The sequence below is a fragment of the Leuconostoc sp. BM2 genome, from assembly GCF_002095565.1.
Classification (GTDB): Bacteria; Bacillota; Bacilli; order Lactobacillales; family Lactobacillaceae; genus Leuconostoc; species Leuconostoc falkenbergense.
In genome coordinates, this window is record NZ_MOWQ01000002.1 from 1 (window position 1) to 23,702 (window position 23,702).

Below are 23,702 nucleotides of genomic sequence, written 5' to 3' on the forward strand. Positions count from 1 at the left end.
TTAGATGTGTCCAAGTATATTCATTGGTTCAACAACGAAAGAATCAGTCTTGCCAATCAAAAAATAAAAGTTGCCTAATCAGTTCAGCCCTAGATAAAAAATAGTCCGAATTATTGACTTATGAGCATTATTACCACATGTCTTTTAATGTTTAAGAACACTTTAATTTGTTTAGGATATCAAAACTTACCCAAACCCTAAATAAAATATCGTATAGTGATAGTAGTAAACTTTAAAATTAATCATCTAACTATACTTTGTGAACGGAGATTTGCTGATGAAAGTACCAATGACAACCCCATTAGAACAGCTGCGTAGCGGCTTAATGACTTTACAAAACAAGACACTTATTGTTATTGCTAATTTCCGCAATAACATTTTGCACAATCGTGACTTGCGACGTGAACGTCCTATAAAAATGTCAGATACACGAGAATTGACAATTGTTCCTTACGAAGAAAAATCTAAGGTAGTTGACAATACGAGCTTTGCCTATGCACTTGAAGCTTCCATTACTGAAAGCGAACAAACACAAAAACAACATCATAGTAAATTATTGCGTGGTTTCAAAAATTTCTTCTACCATCCCCTACGTGTATTAGCGGCACTCATTATTATTATCTTATCTGTATATATTGCGTTAATGTTTGTAAAAGAAACTAATACCAACCAAAATCCGATTTCAAATTCACAACCACAATACAAAACCAAAAATTAAAAAGATGAGAACCAATGACGGTTCTCATCTTTTTAATTTTTAAAGGAATGAATTGGCGCGGGAATGTGCCCACCACGATTAATAAAATCAGCACTTGATTTTTCAACAACTGGCATAACTGGTGCAGTTCCTAAAAGGCCACCATAATCGACCATGTCCCCGACGTATTTCCCAATTGTTGGCAAAATTCGAACGGCCGTTGTTTTGTTATTTTGTACGCCAATTGCTGCTTCATCAGCAATCATCGCACTAATCGTTGTAGCTGGCGTGTCTCCGGGGATAGCAATCATATCCAAACCAACAGAACAAACCGAAGTCATGGCTTCAAGTTTGGCCAAAGATAATACCCCAGCTTTCGCAGCATCAATCATACCAGCATCTTCAGACACAGGAATAAAGGCACCCGATAAACCACCAACGCGCTGTGAGGCCATAACACCGCCTTTTTTGACAGCATCATTTAGTAACATCAATGCCGCTGTTGTACCATGCGCACCGACTTGCTCGAGACCAATTTCTTCCAGAACTTCTGCCACTGAATCACCACGTGCTGGCGTTGGTGCTAGACTAAGATCAACAATTCCAAACTCAACACCAAGACGTTGTGCCGCCAAAGAACCAACCATTTGACCAACACGTGTGATTTTAAACGCGGTCTGTTTGACAGTTTCAGCAACAACTTGAATCGACTCACCCTTAACTTTTTCAATGGCACGTTTGACAACACCCGGCCCTGAAACACCCACGTTAATGACAACGTCTGGCTCACTGACACCGTGAAAAGCACCAGCCATAAATGGATTATCCTCAACCGCGTTAGCAAAAATAACCAACTTAGCATTAGCAGTATCAGATTTTTCAGCAATTGCCATCACTGTTTCACCCATTAATTTGATGGCATCCAAGTTGATACCTGCTTTTGTCGATCCGATGTTAACACTTGACATAACCAGATCGGTTTCAGTTAATGCGCGTGGCATTGACTTAATCAAAGCCAAGTCACCATTAGCAAATCCTTTTTGAACTAATGCCGAATATCCCCCAATGAAATCAACACCAACAGTTTTGGCCGCATCATCCATAGCATGAGCGTAGTACAGCATCTCATCAGGCGTTGCGTGCCCAGCAATTAAGGCAATTGGTGTCACACTGATTCGTTTATTAGTGATGGGTATGCCAAATTCACGTTCAATTTGTTCAGCTACCGAAACCAAATCTTTAGCATAAGTTGTAATTTTATTATAAATATTTTGGGCGGTAGTTTTCGGATCACCCGCCACAGTATCTAGTAAAGAAATTCCCATCGTGATAGTACGAATATCAAGATGTTCTTCTTCAACCATCTGAATTGTTTCAAGTATTTGCTTTGTTTCCATTTTGTCTCCAGTAAACTGTGCTGAGATAGATGTAATTATCGTACTCAGAAGAGTTGATCTTGCGTTGAAACACGTGACATTGTCTCAAATATTTCTTCACGTTGCGTATGAATTGTTACACCCAATTCAGCACCCAACTGATTTAGCTCATCTTGTAATGCGTTAAACTGTTCATCTAGTGTTTCTAAATTGACTAACATACTCATGGTAAAAATATTTTGCATGATAGTTTGTGAAACATCTAAAATATTAATATGATGTTTTGATAAATTGCCAGCCACAGCTGCAATAATACCTGGCTTGTCTTGTCCCACAACTGTTACAACCGCTTTACTCATAATAATTCTCCATTTCATGTAATTATTTTAATAACGATGTTGATGGCGAGATTGCCATACCTTATAAAGCTCATCTAATCCTGAATCCGCCAAAACTTTAGCATAAGTTTTTGGCATCTGTGACAAGGCAATCGCAGATAGTTGTTTCTCAAATGGTGCAATCCGACTTGATACGATTTTATCACATCGATAGGATGCCAAATCAGCTATCACATTGGTATCTTGGTGAATCAAACTATCATCAATTGTCAACCACCCTAATTTACCTTTAACCAAAAATGGCTGAACCCAAGACGTCACTGTCAAATGCCAAGCATAACCATCTTCTTCACGAACAACTCGGTCAATATGCACCGTTGCTAACGCTGTACGTTTCGGTAGCATTAAGTCAAAAACACCTTGTTGTGATTTCGCCGATGAAACAACTAAAAAATCTGTAACACTTCCGGGATGCCAAGAGCGATATTCTATTTTTTTGGAACCAACCATAATTTGTGAAGCGTATGGCTGTCGGATAACTAATGCTTTCATCTAGCTTCCTAGTTTAAAGATTAAACCTAAAAGATTTCGCCACTAAAAGGTATCTCAGCTAAGGCATCAAAATCGTAAGTGGCTAAGTCTTCTACGCTTGTTAAGTAGGCAGTCAACGGGATACCCATCATCAAATTAACGGCCCCTTCTTTTTCCTTAACAACAATTACTGGTATCTTGTTTGCAACCGCATATCCGAATTCCCATGCTGTTCCAGGGTCTACCTCCTGCCCAACATAGTCAATCACTGCTACCATAACATCTGCATTGTTAATGGCATCAACGTCACCATTATAAGTCGCGATTCGCCATTCGGGAGAAAACATTTCAAATTCTTCATGCTGATGTTCACGAGGTGAAAATACAGATGAGGCTGTTGCATTTTTTTTCAAAGCAGATTCCGCTCTTGCCACACGGTCAACTTGCTCTTTATCGAAAAAAGGACTCGCCAAGTAGATTGTTTTTGCCATTTTTTTGCTCCAATTTTGTTAATAATACTAGTCTACCAGATAGCTGGTTATTCGACTAGTAATTCTTTTAACAAAAAAACGTGTTTTTAAACACGTTTTTAACGATACTGACGTTCGCCATCTTGCCAGCCCAAAAATTGAAATTGATGCTTTTGGGAAGTCGGTATTATAACATTCACATGAGAATCTAATAGCTGCGATTGGAATATTTTTTCATATTGTTCCACAGACACATGTTGTCTTTCAGACAACTGTTTTTCAACCGATTCAGCAGGTATTGATGACCTAAAATCTGGTTGAAGTGTCATTGAATAGAGCTCTGCTTCTGCACCAGAACCATAACTGAAAATAGCAATTTTTTCACCTGGATTCAAATCTTTTGAATGACTAAGCAATGACAAAAAACTAAGATAAACTGAACCAGTATACAAATTGCCAACATGACGGCTAAACTGTTGACTCGCAATTAAGTTAGTAACCAAACGTTTCTGGTGCGATTCATCAGCTTCAGACATAATTTGATCTAAAGCTTTTTTCCCCATTTTAGTGTAAGGCAAATGAAACGCAAATCCAGCAAAGTCATTCAAAACATGCGTTGTCTGATTTTTATAACGTTGCCAAAGCGTCAAAAACATTTCTTTATATACTTCAGTAGAAAGATGACCATCAACAAGTGCTTCAGTACGATCAACAGGTCGCCAAAAATCTGCTACTTCACGACTCATGTAGACAGAATCATCGTTAATTATTGTAATACGCGGATTAGTAGCAACAATCATTGCCACAGCGCCTGCTCCCTGCGTGACTTCTCCAGCCGTCGCCAACCCATAGCGGGCAATGTCTGAGGCAATAACGAGGACTCTTTTATCCGGATGAGCAGCAACATAATCACGCGCCTGCATCAAACCATACGTTCCAGCATAACAAGCCTGCTTAAGTTCAATCGTTCTGACAAACTCAGATAGTTGTAATAATTTTTGAACATAAATCGCACTCGACTTTGAATTATCAATACCTGATTCTGTGGCGAAAACCACCATATCAATGGTTTGCCTTTCTTGATCGTTAACGATTTGTCGCGCCGCATTAGCCCCCATCGTGACGACATCTTCATAATTAGGTATGACAGCCTGCTCATCTTGGCCAATGCCAATTGTATATTTATCCGGTTCGTCACCTCTTGCTTTCGCCAATGTTACTAAATCTAACACATATTCTGGTGTATAAAAAGCAATTTTGTCGATTCCAATATTCACTTTAAATTACCTCGATTACAATTTTAATGACTACATTCGTTTTAACAATTATTCTGCAACAGAGAGACCTTAGTACAAGGCTTTGACTTTGTCTTGAATGCTTTCATTGTTAATAAATTCATCATACGTTGTATCAACACGATCAACAGCACCTTTTGCGGATACTTCAATCACATGGTTAGCAGTTGTTGCCAAAAACTCATGATCGTGCGATGTCATAATGATTGAACCTTTGAATGCAACGACCGCATCGTTGAGTGACTGAATTGATTCCAAATCCAAATGATTTGTCGGATCGTCCATCAGCAAAACGTTTGCTTTAAGTAGCATCATTTTGGCTAACACAATGCGAACCTTCTCACCACCAGACAAAACATTAATTTGCTTTAGTGAGTCATCTCCCCGGAACAACATCTGACCTAACATGCCACGTAGACTTGTATTATCTTTTTGTTCTTCTTCTGCAAAATCACGTAGCCAGTCTAAAATAGTTAAATCTTGATTTTCAAAATTATCATTCAAATCTTTCGCAATATAGGACTGAGACGTAGTAACACCCCAAGTGACAGTCCCTTCATCAGGTTCTAAGGTTCCCGCAATAATTTGCATCAAAGTGGTAGTTGCTAAATCCGAACGGGACAAAATGGCAATCTTATCTCCCGGGCGACCAATAAAGGAAATATTATCTAGGACTTTTTCGCCATCAATTGTTTTGGAAACATTTTCAACACGAACCATATCATTACCCAACTCGCGATTTAATGGGAAGTTAATAAAGGGATATTTTCGTGATGAGGGCTTGATATCATCCAGCGTTATCTTATCCATTTGCTTCTTTCGAGCCGTCGCCTGCTTAGACTTTGAAGCATTCGCAGAAAAACGTGCTACGAATTCTTGCAACTGTTTAATTTGTTCTTCTTTTTTGTCATTCTGTTGTGAAGCTAAACGTTGCGCCAATTCAGAAGACTCGCGCCAAAAATCATAGTTTCCGACAAACGGCGTAATCTTACCAAAGTCAACATCCAAAATATTCGTTGAGACCGCGTTCAAAAAATGGCGATCATGGGACACAACGATGACCAAGTTAGGAAAATCAGCCAAAAAATCCTCTAACCAATTAATTGTTTGGACATCTAGTCCGTTAGTTGGTTCATCCAAGACTAAGATATCTGGATTACCAAACAGTGCCTGAGCCAATAATACTTTGACTTTATCATTTTCTGTAAGTTCACCCATTAGCGTGTACTGCATGTCATCGCCGATGCCTAATTTACTAAGTAATTGCCCAGCTTCTACTTCAGCATTCCAGCCATCTAGTTCTTCAAATTCCGCACCTAAATCAGCCACTCGAACACCATCTTCATCGTTAAAATCTGGCTTCGCATAAATAGCGTCCATCTCAGTTTTAATTTGATAGAGTCTTTCGTGACCCTGAATCACAGTGTCTAATACTGTAAATTCATCAAAAGCAAAGTGATCCTGCTGTAAAGAAGACATTCTTTCGCCATCACCAATTGTGATCGTTCCTTCTGTGGGCTGTAATTCACCTTGAAGTAACTTCAAAAAAGTAGATTTACCAGCACCATTAGCACCGATAATGCCGTATGTATTGCCGGGCGTCAACTTTAAGTTGACGTCTTGATATAATTTTGGTCCTGAAAAACTAAAACTCATATTTGCGACTGTAATCACGTTAAGATCCTCCAATTTAAAAACTTGCCAAATCACATCATCATACCGCGTGATTTTACCAAATTACCTTATATTAGTGTAACAGAAAAAGCGCTAATTATCGCGCTTTTTCTAAATATCAATATGAAACAATCTCTCGGCCAATTAAGATTTAAAACCGCCATCAACCGGTAATTGAATATCGTCCTCTGTGCTGTCAGACAAATTGTGGAATCCCGCTTCAACAGGAATTTGATTTTCATCTGGATCGTCTCGCGTGTCACCAAAGAAAGTAAATAAGCTAAGGACAATATACATCAATCCAAAGTAGAAGCCATACTCGTGTGATACTAAGTCAAGCAACAATGTTGAAATTACTGTAAAGAGTACTGGTAAAAAAAGCAATACAAGTGGTGAGTAGCCGCGTTTGCGAACTTGATAACCCAAATACAAAGTGTAGATGCTGTTTAATAACATGTAGAAAAATATCACTTTGTGCAGACCACTCATATTAGTAATCCTGCCTAAAAATGGTAATAAAATACCCAAAGCAAATGCTGCGAGCCATTGATAGCCATAATATTTTATAAATTTTTCCATCATCGTTGCACCCGCCTTAAAAAGTTCTCATTATTTTATTATATTATACCCGATTACTGCAACTCACGCAAGACACTAATAGCCGACAAAGCGTAGAGTGGTGCAGTTTCAGCACGCAGTATCCGTGGGCCTAATCCAGCAGAAACAAAATCAACCTGAGTCATTTCTTGAATTTCATCTACTGTTAATCCACCTTCTGGTCCAAAGACCAAGACTAAATGACCATTATTTGGTACATGATTGACAGCGTCAATAAAAGCAGATATTTCACCCTCTTTTGCCGATTCTTCCCAAGCTACTATACCTTTGTCTTTTGGTAAATGTATTGCTGTTTTCCAAGTCAAAAAATCAATTTCTGGTATAATCAAACGATGCGACTGCTCAGCCGCTGCTTCCGTAATTTTTTGCAAGCGAGCTATTTTTTTGTCTTGTTGTTTGCGCCAATCGGCGACAGTGCGCGCCATTTCTGTGAAAATAATTCGTGTGGCACCTAACTCAGTAATTTTCTGAACGAACCATTCTGAACGGTCATTTTTTAAAGGTGATACAATGACTGTCACGTTAATCGGTATCTCAACAATTTGATTGAGATGCTCAATGACCGCCATGGATATTTGGTTCGCATCAATTTGAGTCACCTGACCAATGACAAGTTGTTGATTACTATCCACAAATTCCGCTTTTGTACCAACACGTGCCCGTAAAACACGACCAAAATGATTAAATGCAGCATCTTCACGGGTTAAATTAATGATTTCATGATTGATAGTACGTTTTAGAAAATATCGTTGCATTAATGATTCCCTTTAAAATTTATTGTCTTGAATGGCTAGTGCTATTTGCCTCAAAATATGTGTATCATGTTCAGCAATCATATTAACTAAAAAATCAACTTACACAAAAACGCAAGGCAAAGTATGTGACGACACTTGCCCATAATGGACCATGTTGGACTCGAACCAACGACCGGACGGTTATGAGCCATCTGCTCTAACCAACTGAGCTAATGGTCCAATACAATTATTGTACCAAAATTCTGGCTAATCTGCCATCCTGATTAAGCAACAAAAAAGCGCCGTTTGGCGCCACTTTGCTGGATTTTGACTCATGTCCTACTTAGTTTGTAAGTTAAAGTATGTGATTATCACGGGAGAATAATTATGAGTGCCAAAATTCATTATCGTACTATCAATTCAATCGTACAATAATAGTATAACACATTAAATAGTAATGATTACTTTTTATTCTAATTGACTTTTAGCAATGAATGCATGCCATTTACCCATAATCATATGCTCGCTAATCACAAAATGAGATCGACCTAATTGGTCAATTATTTGAGGCGCTATATCATCATAGATACCTGAAACCAAAAAATAGCCATCTTTTTTCAAATGTTTGGTAACTTGTGGTATCAGTCTCTCAATAACATCGGCCAAAATATTTGCCACTACTAAATTAACTTTTAGATTACTATCGACAGACTCAAGTAAATCACTCACCACAACAGTAACATCTTTAGCTACTGGATTTAATGTCAAGTTGGCTTGTGCCACTGCTACTGCAGATTCATCAATATCAGTAGCCAAAACAGTATCAACGCCCAATTGTTTGGCTGCTACGGCTAAAACACCTGACCCTGTTCCCACGTCAATCATGCTTTCACCACTGCGAATGACCGTTTCTAATGCCTGAAGCATTAGTCGTGTTGTCTCATGTGTGCCCGGACCAAAAGCTAGTTGTGGATCCATGATAATCGGATATTCATCTCGCTGGTTTGGCAGATACGCTTCCCATGATGGCACAACTGTCAAATGGCGTGTAATACGTGTCGCGTGGTAATAGTTTTTCCATTCATTTTCCCATTCCGATTGTGCAACACCTGCAACAGTAACACTGCCCGGTGTTGCATCAATACCATAACGTTGTAATTCATTTAGCTGAGACTGAATGTTAGTTACGGTCGCCGACAACTGCTCGTTATTCTCAAAATAAGCAATAACTTTGACAGGTACTTGATCATCAACGATTTGCACACCATCAGCACCAACAGTCCTCAAAATATCTGCAACAGATTCGACTGCTTCATTTTGGGTTGCAATTGTGACTGCTTGCCAATTATTTTTCGTCATCGTATACTACCACAACTTTTCCAATTGTGCGACCCTCCTCGACGGTTCGGGTTGCAGCACGTATATTTTCTACTGTAAAGCCTTGATAAGTCTTCGTTAGTGTTGTCTTGAGTTCACCCTTATCAAGTAATACGGCTATTTTTTCAAGTGCCATACCTTGGGATAACATATCGACATGATAGTTACCCTTGGCAAACATGAAGACCCAACTAAATTGCGCACCAATGTTTTTTAACGGTCCCATATCAATTGGCGCTGTTGTTTCAACAATTGAGGCTATTGTGCCAAATGGTTTAATGATTTGTGTGACTGTTGGCCAATAGGCATCTGTACTTTGCAAAATTGCAACATGATCAACTTTTGGATACTGAATATGTTGTAACTGGTCAACCAAATCCTGATGATAATCTAAAATAAAATCAGCCCCTAGCGACTTTACCCACGCAACTGATTCTGGTCTTGAAGCTGTTGTAATGACTGTCAATCCAATGTACTTTGCTAATTGAATCAGTATTGATCCAACGCCACCAGCACCATTGATAATCAGAATTGAACGATTAGAAATACTCTCTTTTTCTAAATCGTAGCCAAAAGCATCATGTAAAATTTCAAAAGCTGTGATAGAAGTCAGCGGCATCGCACTGATTTCAGCGATTGATAAATTATGAGGTGCATGTCCAACCAAATCTGCTTCAACAACTTGGTAGGCTGCGTTTGATCCTTGTTTCATTTGTGAACCAGCGTAATAAACAAGGTCCCCAACATCAAATCTTGATACTTCCGTACCGACCTTAACCACCTCACCAACTGCGTCAAATCCTAAAATTCGAAATTGTCCTTCGGCTTTATAACCAGCTCGCATTTTCGTATCAACTGGATTAACAGAAGTTGCCAAAACTTTGACCAAAATTTCTGAGTCACTTGGGATGGGCTGTTTGACTTGCTTAGATATGAAAACCTGAGGGTCATCAATATTTCTTGCGCGATCAAAACCAATCGCCGTCATTTTATGTTGACGTCCAATCGCCCATATACTTTTAATTTTGTCTAATATATTCATTCAGCTAACCCACTATTCAAAATATTATTTAAAGTGTCTTTGGTAATTTGATATTCTGGCTTGAAATTTTTTGTACGATACAACAACTCGATCGTAGCAATTTTGTCTGATGAAGTCGGCAGCTTATCCTTTAGGACGCGATCCCAGTTGTTGGCAACCATTGCATATTCAACCAATCGCAGTTCTTCCTGCGTTAGCTTACTAGCGGCTGACTCATTCTTTTTAATTTGTTCATCCACATACTTTTGTACCAACGCTTGACCTGCTGGTAAGCCAATCGGCTTTACTTGATAGGTCACTTTGGCATTGTGATATTTGTCAAATTTCACCGCAGTTATCTTGAAGTCACGATCACGTTGCAACGTTTCCAAATAACGTTGTGACAAGGCAGCCATAACAGATGATTTTTGATATTTAGTACCAGAAAAAGTAACCGAATCAGCTACTTTTTGATCTGATTGTAATGCTTTTTGAATGCTGCTAGCAATTTCAGCTTGCCATTTTTTTGTCGTTAAATTAACAACACTTTGCTTGTTATTAGTAGATGAATCACCTGTTAATCCAAATTCTAAAGCCGTTTTGGCATCTTTTTTAACTACTTGTTGCCGTGTCGTTTGTGAAACACCATCAACACCAAAAACTATTCTAGCAACCACGCCACTCACAACTAAAATCATCACAGCAATCGACAACGATGCCAAAATGATATTGGGTTTTATCAGTTGGCGCTTTTTGGTGGACCAATTACGCTCAACACGAGAACGATTTTGTTTAGTTTCCTCTGGCATATTGGGCATCGTCCTCCGTTTTGAGTACGGCCATGAAGGCTTCTTGTGGTACATCTACCGTACCAACTGATTTCATTCGTGCCTTACCACGTTTTTGCTTATCGAGCAATTTAGCACGTCGGTCTGGATCACCAGTGTGAATTTTGGCAGTAACATCTTTACGATAGGCCTTGATATTTGTTCGCGCTAATATTTTAGCACCAATCGCCGCTTGAACAGGAATTTCAAAGTTTTGACGCGGAATAATCCCCTTTAACTTTGAAGTAATGATTCGCCCACGCTCTGCCGCAAAATCACGATGAACTATGAAACTCAAGGCATCCACTTTCTCGCTATTTAACAAAATATCAATTTTGACCAAATCAGATTGGCGGTATGCTGATAACTCGTAATCCAATGAAGCATATCCGCGTGTACTTGACTTTAGTTTGTCGAAAAAGTTAAATATAATCTCAGACAGTGGCATATAGTATTTGACATTGACACGAGTTTCATCCAAATACTCCATCGTGTCAAATTCGCCACGCTTTCGCTGTGCCAACTCCATTACTGCACCGACATAGTCATTGGGTACCATAATTTGAGCATGAACATACGGTTCTTCAATCGTTTTAATTTTTGATGCCTCTGGCATTTCAGAAGGATTTTCAATAGCAATTGTTTCGCCTTCTGTTGTGGTAACTTTATAAGTTACTGATGGTGCAGTCGTAACCAGATCAAGTCCAAATTCTCGCTCTAGTCGCTCTTGAATCACGTCCATGTGCAATAAGCCAAGGAAACCAACACGATAACCAAACCCCAGTGCTTGTGAAGTTTCTGGTTCAAACGTCAATGCGGCATCGTTAAGCTGAAGTTTCTCGAGCGCCTCTCGTAAATCAGTATATTTAGCATTATCTGAAGGATACAACCCTGAATAGACCATTGGTGTCATTGGCTTATAGCCTGCCAATGGCTCACTGGCTGGATGATCAACTAGTGTAATCGTATCACCTGAATGTGTCGTATGAATATCTTTAATCGCTGCAGTCAAATAGCCTACATCACCCGCCATCAGGTAATCACGCTTTTGCGCATTTGGCGACATTACGCCGACCTCCGTGACCTCATATTCAGCCCCAGTATTCATCATACGAATTTTATCACCGGGCTTAACGATTCCCTCACGAACACGCATGTTCACTACCACTCCACGATAAGCGTCATACGCAGAATCAAAAATCAATGCCCGAAGCGGTGCGTCAATTTCACCTTCTGGTGCGGGTAAGTCTGCCACAATTTTCTCCAATAATTCTGGAATTCCAATACCTTGCTTTGCTGAAGCTAAAACCGCATCAGATGCATCAATACCAATGACGTCTTCAATTTCTTGTCGTACTTTTTCAGGATCAGCTGCGGGCAAATCAATTTTGTTGATGACCGGTAGAATCTCTAAATCATTTTCAAGCGCTAAATAGACATTGGCCAGCGTTTGTGCTTCAACGCCTTGCGCAGCATCAACTACCAAAATTGCACCTTCGGCAGCAGCCAAAGCACGCGAAACTTCGTAGGAAAAATCAACATGCCCTGGTGTATCAATCAAGTGAAAAATATAAGTTTCACCGTCGTTTGCATCATAATGAACTTCAACGGCATTTAATTTAATCGTAATGCCACGTTCACGTTCCAAATCCATTGTATCTAACAATTGATTTTGCATATCGCGTTCTGCAACCGTGTGCGTTTGCTCTAAAATTCGATCCGCAATGGTTGATTTACCATGATCAATATGTGCAACAATCGAAAAATTACGGATATGCTTTTGTCGTTCTTTTAATTGTGTTAAATCTAGTTCTGTCATAATTGGCATTTTTCTTTCAGTTTTATGTCTATTTAATTTTACCATAAAGGTCGCAATTACTTTCGACTCAGCTTTGATATATTTAGTGAAATAAGCGCCAATTTTTAATAAAAAAAAGACCCAATTACTTAAGTCTTTTTCATTCAATATTAAAACTTTAAAATATGTGGCCCAGTAGTCTGAAGACCACCAGATAGCAGCCTCATAACAGTAATCATTGTTTCATCAGATACTAACTTTGGTTTACCATTAACTAGTGTTTCATAGACCGTGTCATAAATACGGCCATAGTCGCCCTGAACGCTAGGTATATACTTATCAATGCGATCGCCACTCTGATTATAATACACTAAGTGACCAAAATTCTGTGGGGCGTCACTACCAAATCTTGGACTTCCAGGCATAATACCCGTCTTTAAGTCATTTTCTTGTTCATCAACGGTATATTTGATGAATTTACCTTTTGTGCCTCTTAGTTGCCACTTTGGATATTGAATCGTAGCTAACTCGGTCGTCTGAATAGTTGCTTTAAAGGATTCTGGATAAAACAAATTGACCTCAATTTGGTCTTCTAAATGACTTTCAAGCACACGTGTTGCGCGTAAATCGTATACAGCCGCTTGTGGCGCCCCAAACAAACTGACAACTTGGTCAATTAAGTGAACACCATGACCAAATAGAGAGCCGTCAATCGCAGACCCTTCTAATTGACCATCCAGAGGACGATAGTGATCCATGTGAACTTCTAGGTCCGTTAATCGCCCCAAGTAACCGTTAGCAATTACTTGCTGTACCGTCAAAAAGTCGCTGTCAAATCTTCGACTTTGAAAAGGCATTAAAAATAAATTATTTTCCGCCGCCAGTTTAACAAGTTCTTCTGCCTCCTCAACACTGGCAGCCATCGGCTTATCCACTAACACGTTTTTGCCTGCTTGTAATAATTGTTTTGTAACTTGATAATGACTTTGTGATGGTGTCACAACAACCACTAAATCCAAACTATCATCAGTCACAATGTCTTCAATATCTGTCGTAAATATTGTGCCAGTTGCTTCAAGTTCAGCTTGTTCAGTTGGCTTTTTTCCAAGCGTTGGCGTTACGACACGTGTAACCCTAAATTTATCTTGTCGTAACTTTAAATAAGGTAAATGGTAGCGATTGGTACTTTTTCCGAAGCCTACAAAAGCAATATTTATCATCATGAGCCTCCAGTCATTTTATACTTCACTATAACACATAACAAAATATATTTACTTAATGACGATTTGCGTCAAATCTCCTAATCCGTTGGTGAGTCGTTGTATAACGTTCAGCTGAGCATATCGATTATCTTTAACAGATTCATCTTCAGCGTTAACCATTGTTTCATCAAAATAAGCTGCGATTGGTTGTTGCAATTTTGCCAAAGCCACGTAGAGATTTTCTGCACCATCATGCATCAAAGTATTTAAATCAAGCGTTAACGTTGCTTGATATAGGTCTTTTTCAGACTTATTTTCAAATTTAGCAGGATCAACCGTCGCATTAGTTACTTGCTTTACAGCTAAACGATCCACACGAGTCAACGCCTCAATTACATCTCGGAAGCCGGCATCACTACTATGTTGGGACAAGACTTCAATTCGCTGACTAATGTATACAATATCTGCTCTTTCAACATTGCCTAATCCAGCAGTGACAATGTCTTGACGTATTCCAGCATCTAGTGACAATTTGCGAACACGATCCAACATGAAATCAACAACCGTCGTCAAATCAGTTTCAGCTACCACACCTTGCTGTTGCACAAAGTCGGCTAACAAAGGTTGTAAATCAATATGCCAATTTTTATCCACCAATGTACGCACGATGCCGGTAGCCGCACGTCGCAAGCCATAAGGATCATTAGAACCACTTGGTATTAGTCCAGCGGCAAAGAATGTCACAATGCTGTCAAGTTTATCTGCAACGGCCAACAAAGCGCCTACTTCAGATTGTGCAACATCACCATTGGCTGAAGTTGGCATATAATGTTCTCGAATGGCTGTTGCAACCGCATCATTTTCGCCAAAAAGCTTGGCATAATGTTCGCCCATAATGCCTTGAAGTTCATCAAACTCACCAACCATGCCGGTCATCAAATCAAATTTATAAATTTCTGATGCGCGGGTCAAATCAGACTGCTGTGTGGCATCAAACTTCAAAGCAGTCGCCATTGCTGAAGCCAAAGCACCAGTTCGTTGCATGTGTTCATACACAGTACCAATTTTTTCATGGAAGACTAACTTTTTAACTTTAGTCATGTAATCAGAAATTGATTTGGTTTGATCTTCATGATAGAAGAATTCGGCATCTTCTAACCTTGCCACCAACACTTTTTCATTTCCCGCAATAACATTGTCTAAATGTTCACGATTACCATTTCGTATTGACAAAAAGTGCGGCAATAATTGTCCTTTTTCGTTCGTCACAAAGAAGAAACGCTGATGTTCACGCATTGATGTAATCAAAACTTCATCTGGAATTTCCAAATATTTCTCATCGAAACTGCCTGCGAAGGCTGTCGGCCACTCAACAATATTATTGACTTCTTCTAATAAATCTTGCGCCGCATCGGTGTCAAGTTGCAGAACCCAACCATTAGCTTCAGCAATTGTATTCAACTGTGATCGAATTTCATTTTTACGCACTGTGGCATCAACAACAACATTAGCACTTTGCAACGTCGTCACATAATTATCCGCAGAAGTGATTTCAATATGTTCTGAAGATAGGAAACGATGACCACGTGTAAAACGATCTGTGGCAATATCCAACACATTGAAAGAGATAATCTCATTATCCAATAATGCTACGAGCCAACGAATAGGTCGAACATACAAAAAGCTGTGATTAGCCCACTTCATATAAGTTGAAAATTTCATTTGGGCGACAACTTCATCACCAATTTTAGCTAAAATTTCATTTGCTGCTACACCAGCAGTATGTTTTGTTAGCCAAACATATCCATCTTTAATTTCAAATGCTTCAGGATTAGCACCTTGACCACGTGCAAAACCTAATGCTGCTTTTGTCCAATTACCGTTTTCGTCTTGTGCGCGGTCAACAGATGGCCCGCGCTTTTCTTCGCTCAAACTTTCTGATGTTTCAGCGACATCTGTCAGAACAACAGCCAAACGTCGTGGGGTTGAATATGGTTTAATATCACCGACTGTTAAGCGATGCTCTGATAAGAATTTCTTAGTTCTTTCAATTAACTGAATTTCTGAACTAGTTACCAAATGAGCTGGTATTTCTTCAAGTCCAATTTCTAATAAAAATGTTGACATTAATTATTCTCCAATTTAAATTGTACGACAACCATCTTTTATAAAAGTTTTAGGATGGGAGTACATGGTTTTCAACATTAACTTTCGTTAAGCTTTTTTGATTGCATATTTGCCATTTTCACCAAGATACTTATCGCGTAACTGTTCATCTTTCAGCAGTGGAAATCCCAGTTTTGCACGTTCTTCGATAAACACTTTCGAAACTTTTCGAGCCATAGTACGAATTCTGTGTAAATAACCAGCACGTTCAGTGACAGATACTGTACCTCGTGCATCTAGTAAATTAAAAGTATGCGATGATTTTAAGATATAATCATAGGCTGGGTGAACAAGTCCTAACGCAAGTAAACGTGTGGCTTCCGCTTCAAATTCATCAAAATGCTTGAGTAGCATAGCTTGATCAGATTCCTCAAAAGCGTACTTTGAGTGTTCGTATTCAGGTTCTTTAAAAATATCCCCATATAACACGCCATTGCCCCATTCTAAATCATATACCGTCGGCACATCTTGAATGTATGATGCTAAGCGTTCCAGTCCATATGTGACTTCAGCAGTGACAGAGTCAACTTCAATACCACCAACTTGCTGGAAATAGGTAAATTGGGTCACTTCCATGCCGTCTAACCAAACTTCCCAACCAATACCAGCAGCACCCATTGAAGGGTTTTCCCAGTTATCCTCAACAAAACGAATGTCGTGTTCCAATGGTTTAATGCCAAGTGCCTCCAGTGATCCCAAATAAAGTTCTTGGATGTTTGCAGGCGAAGGTTTCATCACAACCTGAAATTGATGATGTTGAAAAAGACGATTTGGATTGTCACCATAACGTCCATCAGCGGGACGGCGTGATGGTTGTACATAAGCAGCATGCCAGGGTTCTGGGCCATTTGCACGCAAAAAAGTGTAAGGTGACTGTGTTCCTGCACCCACCTCATTATCATAGGCCTGCATTAAATTTGCACCCTGTTTTGCCCAATATTGTTGCAATGTCAAAATAATATCTTGTAATGATAACTTTGTATCTGTCATGTCTTAATCCTTTGTAGTTTGAAATATGAGATGGTGTCCATCACATTATACGAATAAAATTGATATTTTTCTTTTATTTTTGATGAACCAACTAAATTAGTTCCCCTTGCAAACCCCTTTCTGCTCAGGACACAAAAAGCGTCCTAATGCCAAAATTAATTGACATCAGGACGCTATAACGCGCGGTTCCACCTGATTTCCGAGTTATAACTCGACACTCGATAGTTATTGTCGCTCCACCAACGCCACTTGGTTTCCTCACGATTCAAACTTGATACTGTTATTATGACACGTCGCTAGAGTATTCGTCAAGTGAATTTCTAAAAATTATTGTGATTGATATGTTTCACCAATTGTTGCAACAATCAGATTAAGCAATGCCTGACTTGGCGCAATTACATATATGACTCGAATATGTCCATCAGACATATGCCACTCAAGGTATGCCATATTCTTCACCTTAGCACTATTAGGTGACTCATAGGTCCCATCAATACGCAAAACATTGATAGTCGGAAAATTAGACAATGTTAACTGTGATTGTCCTACGACCTTTTGAAATGAAAAACTTGAAAAATCAACACCCCATCCTTGGCCCTGAGTACTGGTTAAAATCATAACTTGTTGCGTTTGTTGCAGCCATTGTAATGATGACGCGTCTTGTTGCCAGTTACCCTTGACCTGAAAATGCCCAAAATCCGAATCCCCTATGACATCAACTGGCAATTGCCGATAGGCTTTAGTGGCAGAATCATCTGGCACATCGACTATGGATTTATCAGGGATTTTAGATGAGACTGATGACGACGATGACGGTATGCGCTCCGTCGATGAAGATAATTCCGCACTATTACTAGTGTCAGATTCTGTGGTTCGCACTGTATTTTTTTCGACTTTCTGTTGTTTAAACACAGCATGCACCAGTGCTTTTTTAACATCCTGCCTAAACACAGAGCCAGCAGGCAATTGCAAGCCAATGGACAAACTAACCATAATAGCAAACCCAATGCCATAATATATTTTTTCTATTCTTGATAACAATGGTGTCCAATAAGCCGAACGCCTAGAAACCAGAAATACGAGCCATCCAAAATAGATCAATAGGACAAGTAAAACTAATATTGCGCTACGCAATTCAATTGAAATCTCAATGGCAATCCAAAGTAACGATGGACTTAGCAGGACAAACATAACCTGATTAATTGAAAACCCAGTATCACGTAAACGTCTAATGAACAACGAAAGACTTGGAATAAACAACACAATAAGAACGGCTGCATCAACTTTCAGTACCAACCAAAACGAGTTGCTGACTGTCAGTGTGACGAAACCAATAATCACTAATATTAAATCATTAACGACATGAATCCAAAAAAAATCTAATCGATAGGCACCACTATGAAAATCAAGCGCCTCTCGCCAAAATTTAAAATAGCGCCTAAACATTTTCCCTCCAAACAAAAAAACTTGGTAAAATACCAAGTTTAAAAGTTATTTCAGTATGACATAAGAATTAAATTGTTAATAATTCTTTTTCTTTTTCAGCTGCAATGCCATCAATTGCTTTAATATTTTCGTCAGTTAGCTTTTGCGTTTGATCTTCTGCCTTGCGAGCGTCGTCCTCAGGCATTTCTTTATCCTTTTTAATGTCATCCATGATGTCACGACGAACATTGCGGACTGAAACCTTGGCTTTTTCTGCTTCAGCTTTAACTTCTTTAGCTAATTCTTTACGACGTTCTTCTGTCATTTGCGGAATCGCCAAACGCACAATGTTACCATCGGAAGCAGGATTCAACCCAAGATCTGACACATTAATTGCATGAACAATTGCTTCCAAAGCACTTTTATCGAAAGGTGTAATCAGCAAAATGCGCGCTTCTGGCACCGAAATTGACGCCACTTGATTTAGGGGTGTCATGGCACCATAATACTCAACTTCAATACGATTCAAAATATTTGGATTAGCTCGACCTGTACGGATATTTGCCAATTCACGTTGTAAAGCTTCCTGTGCCCCTTGCATCCGCTCTTTAGCGTTTGTTAAATCAAAAGTCATTATTTTTCTCCTGTTACTGTGGTTCCAATAGGTTCACCAAGCACAACACGCTTGAGATTACCAGGTGTATTAAGATTGAACACGACCAATGGCATATTATTATCCATTGAAAGAGAACTTGCCGTTGAATCCATTACCTTCAACCCTTTTTGCAAAATTTCCAAGTGAGTCAATTCTGTAAATTTAACAGCATCAGCGTTTTTATTAGGATCTGAATCATAGATACCATCAACGCCATTTTTACCCATCAAAATAGCATCAGCATTGATTTCGTTAGCACGCAATGCTGCTGTAGTGTCGGTAGAGAAGTATGGTGATCCAGTACCGGCGGCGAAAATAACAATACGTCCCTTTTCTAAATGACGTATGGCACGTCCACGGATATATGGTTCTGCGATTTGTTGCATAGTAATTGCTGTCTGAACGCGTGTTTGAACGCCAGAACGTTCTAAGGCATCTTGCAATACTAGGGCGTTCATCGTAGTTCCCAACATACCCGTGTAATCAGCACGTGAGCGTTCCATACCAACTTTAGAAGCTGGTTCTCCGCGCCACAAGTTGCCACCACCAACAACAATTGCAATCTGAGTTCCCAAATCGTGAACTTCTTTCAGTTCTTCGGCAATAGCTGACACAACGGCAAGGTCAATACCTTGTCCCTTTTCACCAGCCAAAGCCTCACCTGACAACTTAATCAAAACACGTTTGTACTTAATATCAGTCATGTCTAACCTCTTTTATTTGCTTATACAATTATATCAAAAATCAGGCAAAAATTCCGAAAAAAAAGTGCGTTATCAACAATAACGCGCTTTTCATATAAATAATGATGGAGATTAATCAATACTAGATAACAATCATCCCACACTGAAAAATCAATTAACCTAGTTGCTTAGCAACTTCTTCAGCCAAATCTGTCACTTTTTTCTCAAGCCCATCACCGACTTGGTAGCGAACAAATGACTTCACAGAACCATTTTGTGAAGCAATAAATTGAGCGACTGTTTGATCACCATTTTTAACGAATGGTTGATCCAACAATGAGATTTCTGCCAAGAACTTTTTGATACGACCATCAACCATCTTTTCTTTGATGTTGTCTGGCTTACCTGCCAAATCTTCTGAAGCCAATTGTACTTCTTTTTCCTTGGCAACAACTTCTGCTGGTACTTGATCATCTGAAACATATTGTGGTGCAATAGCGGCAACGTGCATTGCAATATCTTTAGCAGCTGCTTCAGAAGCACCATCAACAACAACTAATGCAGAGATTGAACCGGCCAAGTGTGAATATGAACCAAAGTTTTCTGAGTCAGCTTTTTCAACAACTGTGAAACGACGTAAAGTAATCTTTTCACCTGTGATTTGTGTTGTACCCACAATTTTGTCGTTCAATGTTTGACCAGCTTCAACTTCAAGTGCCAAAGCATCTTCAACATCAGCTGGTGCGAATTCAACAATTGTATTAGCAACAGCACGCAACAATTCGTTAAATTCTGCGTTACCAGCAACGAAATCTGTTTCTGAATTTAATTCAATAATTGCAGCACGATTGTCCTTAACAGCAACAGCTGTCATACCTTCTGCGGCAACACGATCGCCCTTTTTAGCGGCTTTAGCCATGCCCTTTTCACGCAATAAGTCAATTGCCTTGTCTAGGTCGCCATCAGCTTCGACCAATGCTTTCTTAGCATCCATCATACCAACAGATGTCTTATCACGTAGTTCCTTTACTTGTGCAGCAGTAATTGCCATTATAGTGCTCCTCTAAAATAATTTAATGTATTTTAATTATAACATACTAAAATACCATTCCGCGTCCCAAACAGGTTCGCAAGGAACGGTATTTTTAAATCATATAATTAGTTATTGCCTTCTTCAACAATGTTAGCAATTTCTTCGATTGATTCTGTATTTTCGTCACCTTCAACAAATGCGTCTTCTGGTGCTGAATCTTGACCTTGACGACCTTCGATAACGGCATCAGCCATCTTGGCAGTAATCAAGCGAACGGCACGAATAGCATCATCATTGGCTGGAATTTTAACATCAACAACATCTGGATTAGCGTTTGTGTCAATCATTGCCACAACAGGAATGTTCAACATGTTAGCTTCCTTAACGGCAATTTCTTCTTTCTTAGGATCAACGACAAACAAAACATCTGGCAATCCAGGCATGTCCTGAATACCACCCAAGAACTTTTCCAACTTTTCGCGTTGCTTGTTTAACAAAACAACTTCTTTTTTAGGCAATTGCTCAAATGTACCATCTTCGGCCATTGCTTGCAAATCCTTCAAACGTTGGATACGTGTCTTAATCGTGTTCCAGTTAGTCAAAGTACCACCCAACCAACGGTGGTTGATGTAATATTGACCGGCACGTGTTGCTTCTTCAGCAATAGCATCAGAAGCCTGCTTCTTTGTACCAACAAACAAAACATTTGCACCGTCAGTTGAAGCATTACGGATGAAGTTATAGGCTTCATCAACCAACTTAACTGTCTTTTGCAAATCGATGATGTGAATACCATTACGTTCCGTAAAGATATATTCGTCCATCTTTGGGTCCCAACGACGTGTTTGGTGACCGAAGTGTACTCCTGCTTCGAGGAGTTCTTTCATTGAAATAACTGCCATGATATGGCCTCCTAGGTTTTTCCGCCGACAAATTCGTGGTTCACGCTGACATTACTGCACCTACGTGTTCTCGTTTGTCGTGTGTATTTGTTGTTTTCCACAACAAGATATATTATACGGTATTTTTATATGTTTAGCAAGGACTTTATTGCCATACTTTAGTTACTTTGTGTGCCAATAAAAACATTTCTTTTTGAGGTCGTGTCAGCTTTTTAAAAGCTGCCTCTGCCTTTAATGCATCACTTTTAGTTTCAAATGATTCCTGATAAATCAATTGAAGTGGATGGCGGGACTTAACACGTGTAAATTTAGCACCCTTTCCCGCTTCGTGCGTCGCTAAGCGACGCATGACATTATCTGTAAAACCACCATAAAAATAGCCATCAGCAGTATATAAAACGTAAAAAAAATATGCTTTCATTATTACCAAGCCTTGCCATACAAAATGTTATTCATTTCGGGTGTGTAATCATTAGTCTCGTCGTATGCAATCAACGGCGGCAAAATTCGTACACCGCCTGGACGTCCTGATTTAATCGCTTCGATTAAAACCATATTTGCCTCACGACCAGCCTTACCATAGACAAATTGAACCCGCTTAATCATAAGTTTTCGTTTGGCAAAAGCTGCAAAAATATCTGCCAAACGGTCTGGTCGATGAACCATATAGAATTTACCATTATTTTTCAGTAATTTATTAGCAATTTGAGCTAAATTAGGCAAGTCGATTGTTAATTCGTGGCGAGCTAACTCATAGTGATGATCATGATTGGTTTTCGTGGTGTCATTTAAAGGAAAATAAGGTGGGTTACTGAGCACAGTTTCGACAGATCCCGGTTTGATGTCCTCAAAAATATTTTTCATATCCTTTTGTAGTACACTTACACGATCAGACATACCATTCAAATCAATACTTCGCTGCGCCATGGCTGCCAATTCAGGCTGGATTTCGACTAATGTGACGCGGCCACTCACTTTTGGCGCATAAAATAACCCCACCGCCCCAGTGCCAGCACCCAAATCAACAGCATGTCCCCGGCCTTTACCTTTAACATCTGCAAAATGTGCTAGTAAAATAGCATCAAGTGAATAGGAAAACATATCTGGATTTTGAATAATTCTAATATTTTGAGATGGTAAACCATCAATCCGTTCGCCGACTGTTAAACTTGGCTCTGTCATTTGCGTTTCTTCCCTTTTCTCGGTAAAATTAAATTTGATTTCGTTTATGAGGTGAATAAATATGAAATTTTACGACTTTCTTCGTGGTGTTGCCGTGGCTATTATTTGGACTATCAACGGCCGCATTACCTATATGAACCGCGACAAACTACCTAAAGAGGACAATTATGTCCTAGTTGGTCCTCACCGCACATGGTGGGACCCTGTTTGGTACGCGGTGGCTGCGTACCCCAAACACTTTATTTTCATGGCGAAAATCGAACTTTTTAAATTCAAGCCTCTTGCTTGGCTCATTAAGTCTGCTGGCGCTTTCCCAGTTGATCGCGAAAACGTTGGCCCAAGTGTCATCAAATACCCTGTACGTGAGCTCAAAAGTGGTAAAAGATCATTAATCATGTTTCCTTCAGGTTCTCGTCACAGTGACGACTTGAAGTCCGGCTCATTATTAATCGCGCGTATGGCCGGAAAGCCAATTGTACCGGCGGTATACCAGGGCCCAGTGAAGTTTAGCCAGCTCTTTAAACGTCATAATACCACAATTAATTTTGGAGAGCCAATCTACATTGAGCGCGCCGATAAATTGAATGCTGAAAACATTGCCAAATATACTGACATCATGCAAGCAGCTTTTGATAAACTAGATGATGAAATCAATCCTGATTGGCACTATATTGATCCTAAAAGAATACAAAAAAAATAAGCTTAGCG

At 39.4% G+C, this 23,702-nt stretch carries 24 protein-coding genes and 1 tRNA gene; 2 read left to right on the forward strand and 23 right to left on the reverse strand.

The window, feature by feature from the left end; all coding sequences use genetic code 11:
* Window positions 1-277 precede the first annotated feature (277 nt).
* Window positions 278-718 carry a hypothetical protein gene (locus BMG01_RS01090; protein ID WP_004912226.1) on the forward strand — a complete coding sequence of 147 codons (441 nt, stop codon included), beginning with the start codon at window positions 278-280 and terminating at the stop codon, window positions 716-718.
* A 32-nt stretch (window positions 719-750) separates the two neighbouring features.
* On the opposite strand, the gene BMG01_RS01095 is transcribed toward BMG01_RS01090, so the two are convergent.
* The 23 genes from BMG01_RS01095 to BMG01_RS01205 form a co-directional block, all read right to left on the reverse strand.
* Window positions 751-2,094, reverse strand: coding sequence for a PFL family protein (locus BMG01_RS01095; RefSeq protein ID WP_004912228.1), 1,344 nt, complete (start codon window positions 2,092-2,094; stop codon window positions 751-753).
* A 44-nt stretch (window positions 2,095-2,138) separates the two neighbouring features.
* Entirely contained in the window at window positions 2,139-2,432 is a 294-nt protein-coding gene (locus tag BMG01_RS01100; RefSeq protein ID WP_004912231.1) for an ACT domain-containing protein, read from the reverse strand.
* A 27-nt stretch (window positions 2,433-2,459) separates the two neighbouring features.
* The gene (locus tag BMG01_RS01105) at window positions 2,460-2,963 is read right to left on the reverse strand and encodes an ASCH domain-containing protein (RefSeq protein WP_004912235.1); all 504 of its coding nucleotides are present in this window, start codon (window positions 2,961-2,963) and stop codon (window positions 2,460-2,462) included.
* Window positions 2,964-2,989: 26 nt separating this feature from the next.
* Window positions 2,990-3,433 carry a nucleoside 2-deoxyribosyltransferase gene (locus tag BMG01_RS01110; protein ID WP_004912238.1) on the reverse strand — a complete coding sequence of 148 codons (444 nt, stop codon included), beginning with the start codon at window positions 3,431-3,433 and terminating at the stop codon, window positions 2,990-2,992.
* 98 nt (window positions 3,434-3,531) lie between these two features.
* Window positions 3,532-4,689, reverse strand: coding sequence for a hydroxymethylglutaryl-CoA synthase (locus tag BMG01_RS01115; protein WP_004912240.1), 1,158 nt, complete (start codon window positions 4,687-4,689; stop codon window positions 3,532-3,534).
* Window positions 4,690-4,758: 69 nt separating this feature from the next.
* On the reverse strand, window positions 4,759-6,381 hold the full coding sequence (locus BMG01_RS01120; protein ID WP_036067682.1) for an ABC-F family ATP-binding cassette domain-containing protein: 1,623 nt from the start codon (window positions 6,379-6,381) through the stop codon (window positions 4,759-4,761).
* 144 nt (window positions 6,382-6,525) lie between these two features.
* Window positions 6,526-6,963 (reverse strand): hypothetical protein, encoded by a 438-nt coding sequence (locus BMG01_RS01125; protein WP_004912245.1) that lies wholly within the window; start codon window positions 6,961-6,963, stop codon window positions 6,526-6,528.
* Between the two features lie 50 nt (window positions 6,964-7,013).
* Window positions 7,014-7,754, reverse strand: coding sequence for a 16S rRNA (uracil(1498)-N(3))-methyltransferase (locus BMG01_RS01130; RefSeq protein WP_004912248.1), 741 nt, complete (start codon window positions 7,752-7,754; stop codon window positions 7,014-7,016).
* 145 nt (window positions 7,755-7,899) lie between these two features.
* Window positions 7,900-7,973 (reverse strand) — tRNA-Ile (locus BMG01_RS01135).
* A 228-nt stretch (window positions 7,974-8,201) separates the two neighbouring features.
* Entirely contained in the window at window positions 8,202-9,092 is an 891-nt protein-coding gene (gene prmA / locus BMG01_RS01140) for a 50S ribosomal protein L11 methyltransferase (protein ID WP_004912251.1), read from the reverse strand.
* Window positions 9,079-10,152: a zinc-binding alcohol dehydrogenase family protein gene (locus BMG01_RS01145; protein ID WP_036066679.1), complete on the reverse strand. Its 1,074-nt coding sequence runs from the start codon at window positions 10,150-10,152 to the stop codon at window positions 9,079-9,081. The genes prmA and BMG01_RS01145 overlap by 14 nt, the downstream gene beginning before the upstream one ends.
* Window positions 10,149-10,940: a hypothetical protein gene (locus BMG01_RS01150; RefSeq protein ID WP_036067680.1), complete on the reverse strand. Its 792-nt coding sequence runs from the start codon at window positions 10,938-10,940 to the stop codon at window positions 10,149-10,151. Before BMG01_RS01150 ends, BMG01_RS01145 begins: the two co-directional genes overlap by 4 nt.
* Window positions 10,924-12,777 (reverse strand): translation elongation factor 4, encoded by a 1,854-nt coding sequence (gene lepA, locus BMG01_RS01155; protein WP_036066685.1) that lies wholly within the window; start codon window positions 12,775-12,777, stop codon window positions 10,924-10,926. The genes BMG01_RS01150 and lepA overlap by 17 nt, the downstream gene beginning before the upstream one ends.
* 149 nt (window positions 12,778-12,926) lie before the next feature.
* Window positions 12,927-13,976 carry a Gfo/Idh/MocA family oxidoreductase gene (locus BMG01_RS01160; RefSeq protein ID WP_084013408.1) on the reverse strand — a complete coding sequence of 350 codons (1,050 nt, stop codon included), beginning with the start codon at window positions 13,974-13,976 and terminating at the stop codon, window positions 12,927-12,929.
* A gap of 51 nt (window positions 13,977-14,027) precedes the next feature.
* Window positions 14,028-16,085, reverse strand: coding sequence for a glycine--tRNA ligase subunit beta (gene glyS, locus BMG01_RS01165; protein ID WP_036067675.1), 2,058 nt, complete (start codon window positions 16,083-16,085; stop codon window positions 14,028-14,030).
* 87 nt (window positions 16,086-16,172) lie between these two features.
* A complete protein-coding gene (gene glyQ / locus BMG01_RS01170) occupies window positions 16,173-17,114 on the reverse strand; it encodes a glycine--tRNA ligase subunit alpha (RefSeq protein WP_036067673.1) in 942 nt (313 codons plus the stop codon).
* Between the two features lie 327 nt (window positions 17,115-17,441).
* Window positions 17,442-18,560, reverse strand: coding sequence for a DUF805 domain-containing protein (locus tag BMG01_RS01175; RefSeq protein ID WP_084013409.1), 1,119 nt, complete (start codon window positions 18,558-18,560; stop codon window positions 17,442-17,444).
* A 67-nt stretch (window positions 18,561-18,627) separates the two neighbouring features.
* On the reverse strand, window positions 18,628-19,173 hold the full coding sequence (frr, locus tag BMG01_RS01180) for a ribosome recycling factor (RefSeq protein ID WP_004912273.1): 546 nt from the start codon (window positions 19,171-19,173) through the stop codon (window positions 18,628-18,630).
* Window positions 19,173-19,898 (reverse strand): UMP kinase, encoded by a 726-nt coding sequence (pyrH, locus tag BMG01_RS01185; protein WP_004912275.1) that lies wholly within the window; start codon window positions 19,896-19,898, stop codon window positions 19,173-19,175. Before pyrH ends, frr begins: the two co-directional genes overlap by 1 nt.
* Before the next feature lie 154 nt (window positions 19,899-20,052).
* The gene (tsf, locus tag BMG01_RS01190; protein ID WP_036067671.1) at window positions 20,053-20,928 is read right to left on the reverse strand and encodes a translation elongation factor Ts; all 876 of its coding nucleotides are present in this window, start codon (window positions 20,926-20,928) and stop codon (window positions 20,053-20,055) included.
* A gap of 107 nt (window positions 20,929-21,035) precedes the next feature.
* The gene (gene rpsB, locus BMG01_RS01195; protein WP_004912281.1) at window positions 21,036-21,812 is read right to left on the reverse strand and encodes a 30S ribosomal protein S2; all 777 of its coding nucleotides are present in this window, start codon (window positions 21,810-21,812) and stop codon (window positions 21,036-21,038) included.
* Between the two features lie 145 nt (window positions 21,813-21,957).
* The gene (locus BMG01_RS01200; RefSeq protein WP_004912284.1) at window positions 21,958-22,233 is read right to left on the reverse strand and encodes a GIY-YIG nuclease family protein; all 276 of its coding nucleotides are present in this window, start codon (window positions 22,231-22,233) and stop codon (window positions 21,958-21,960) included.
* A 2-nt stretch (window positions 22,234-22,235) separates the two neighbouring features.
* Window positions 22,236-22,994 carry a tRNA1(Val) (adenine(37)-N6)-methyltransferase gene (locus tag BMG01_RS01205; RefSeq protein WP_036067669.1) on the reverse strand — a complete coding sequence of 253 codons (759 nt, stop codon included), beginning with the start codon at window positions 22,992-22,994 and terminating at the stop codon, window positions 22,236-22,238.
* 61 nt (window positions 22,995-23,055) lie between these two features.
* On the opposite strand from BMG01_RS01205, the gene BMG01_RS01210 reads away from it, so the two are divergent.
* Entirely contained in the window at window positions 23,056-23,694 is a 639-nt protein-coding gene (locus tag BMG01_RS01210) for a 1-acyl-sn-glycerol-3-phosphate acyltransferase (protein WP_036067666.1), read from the forward strand.
* Window positions 23,695-23,702 lie beyond the last annotated feature (8 nt).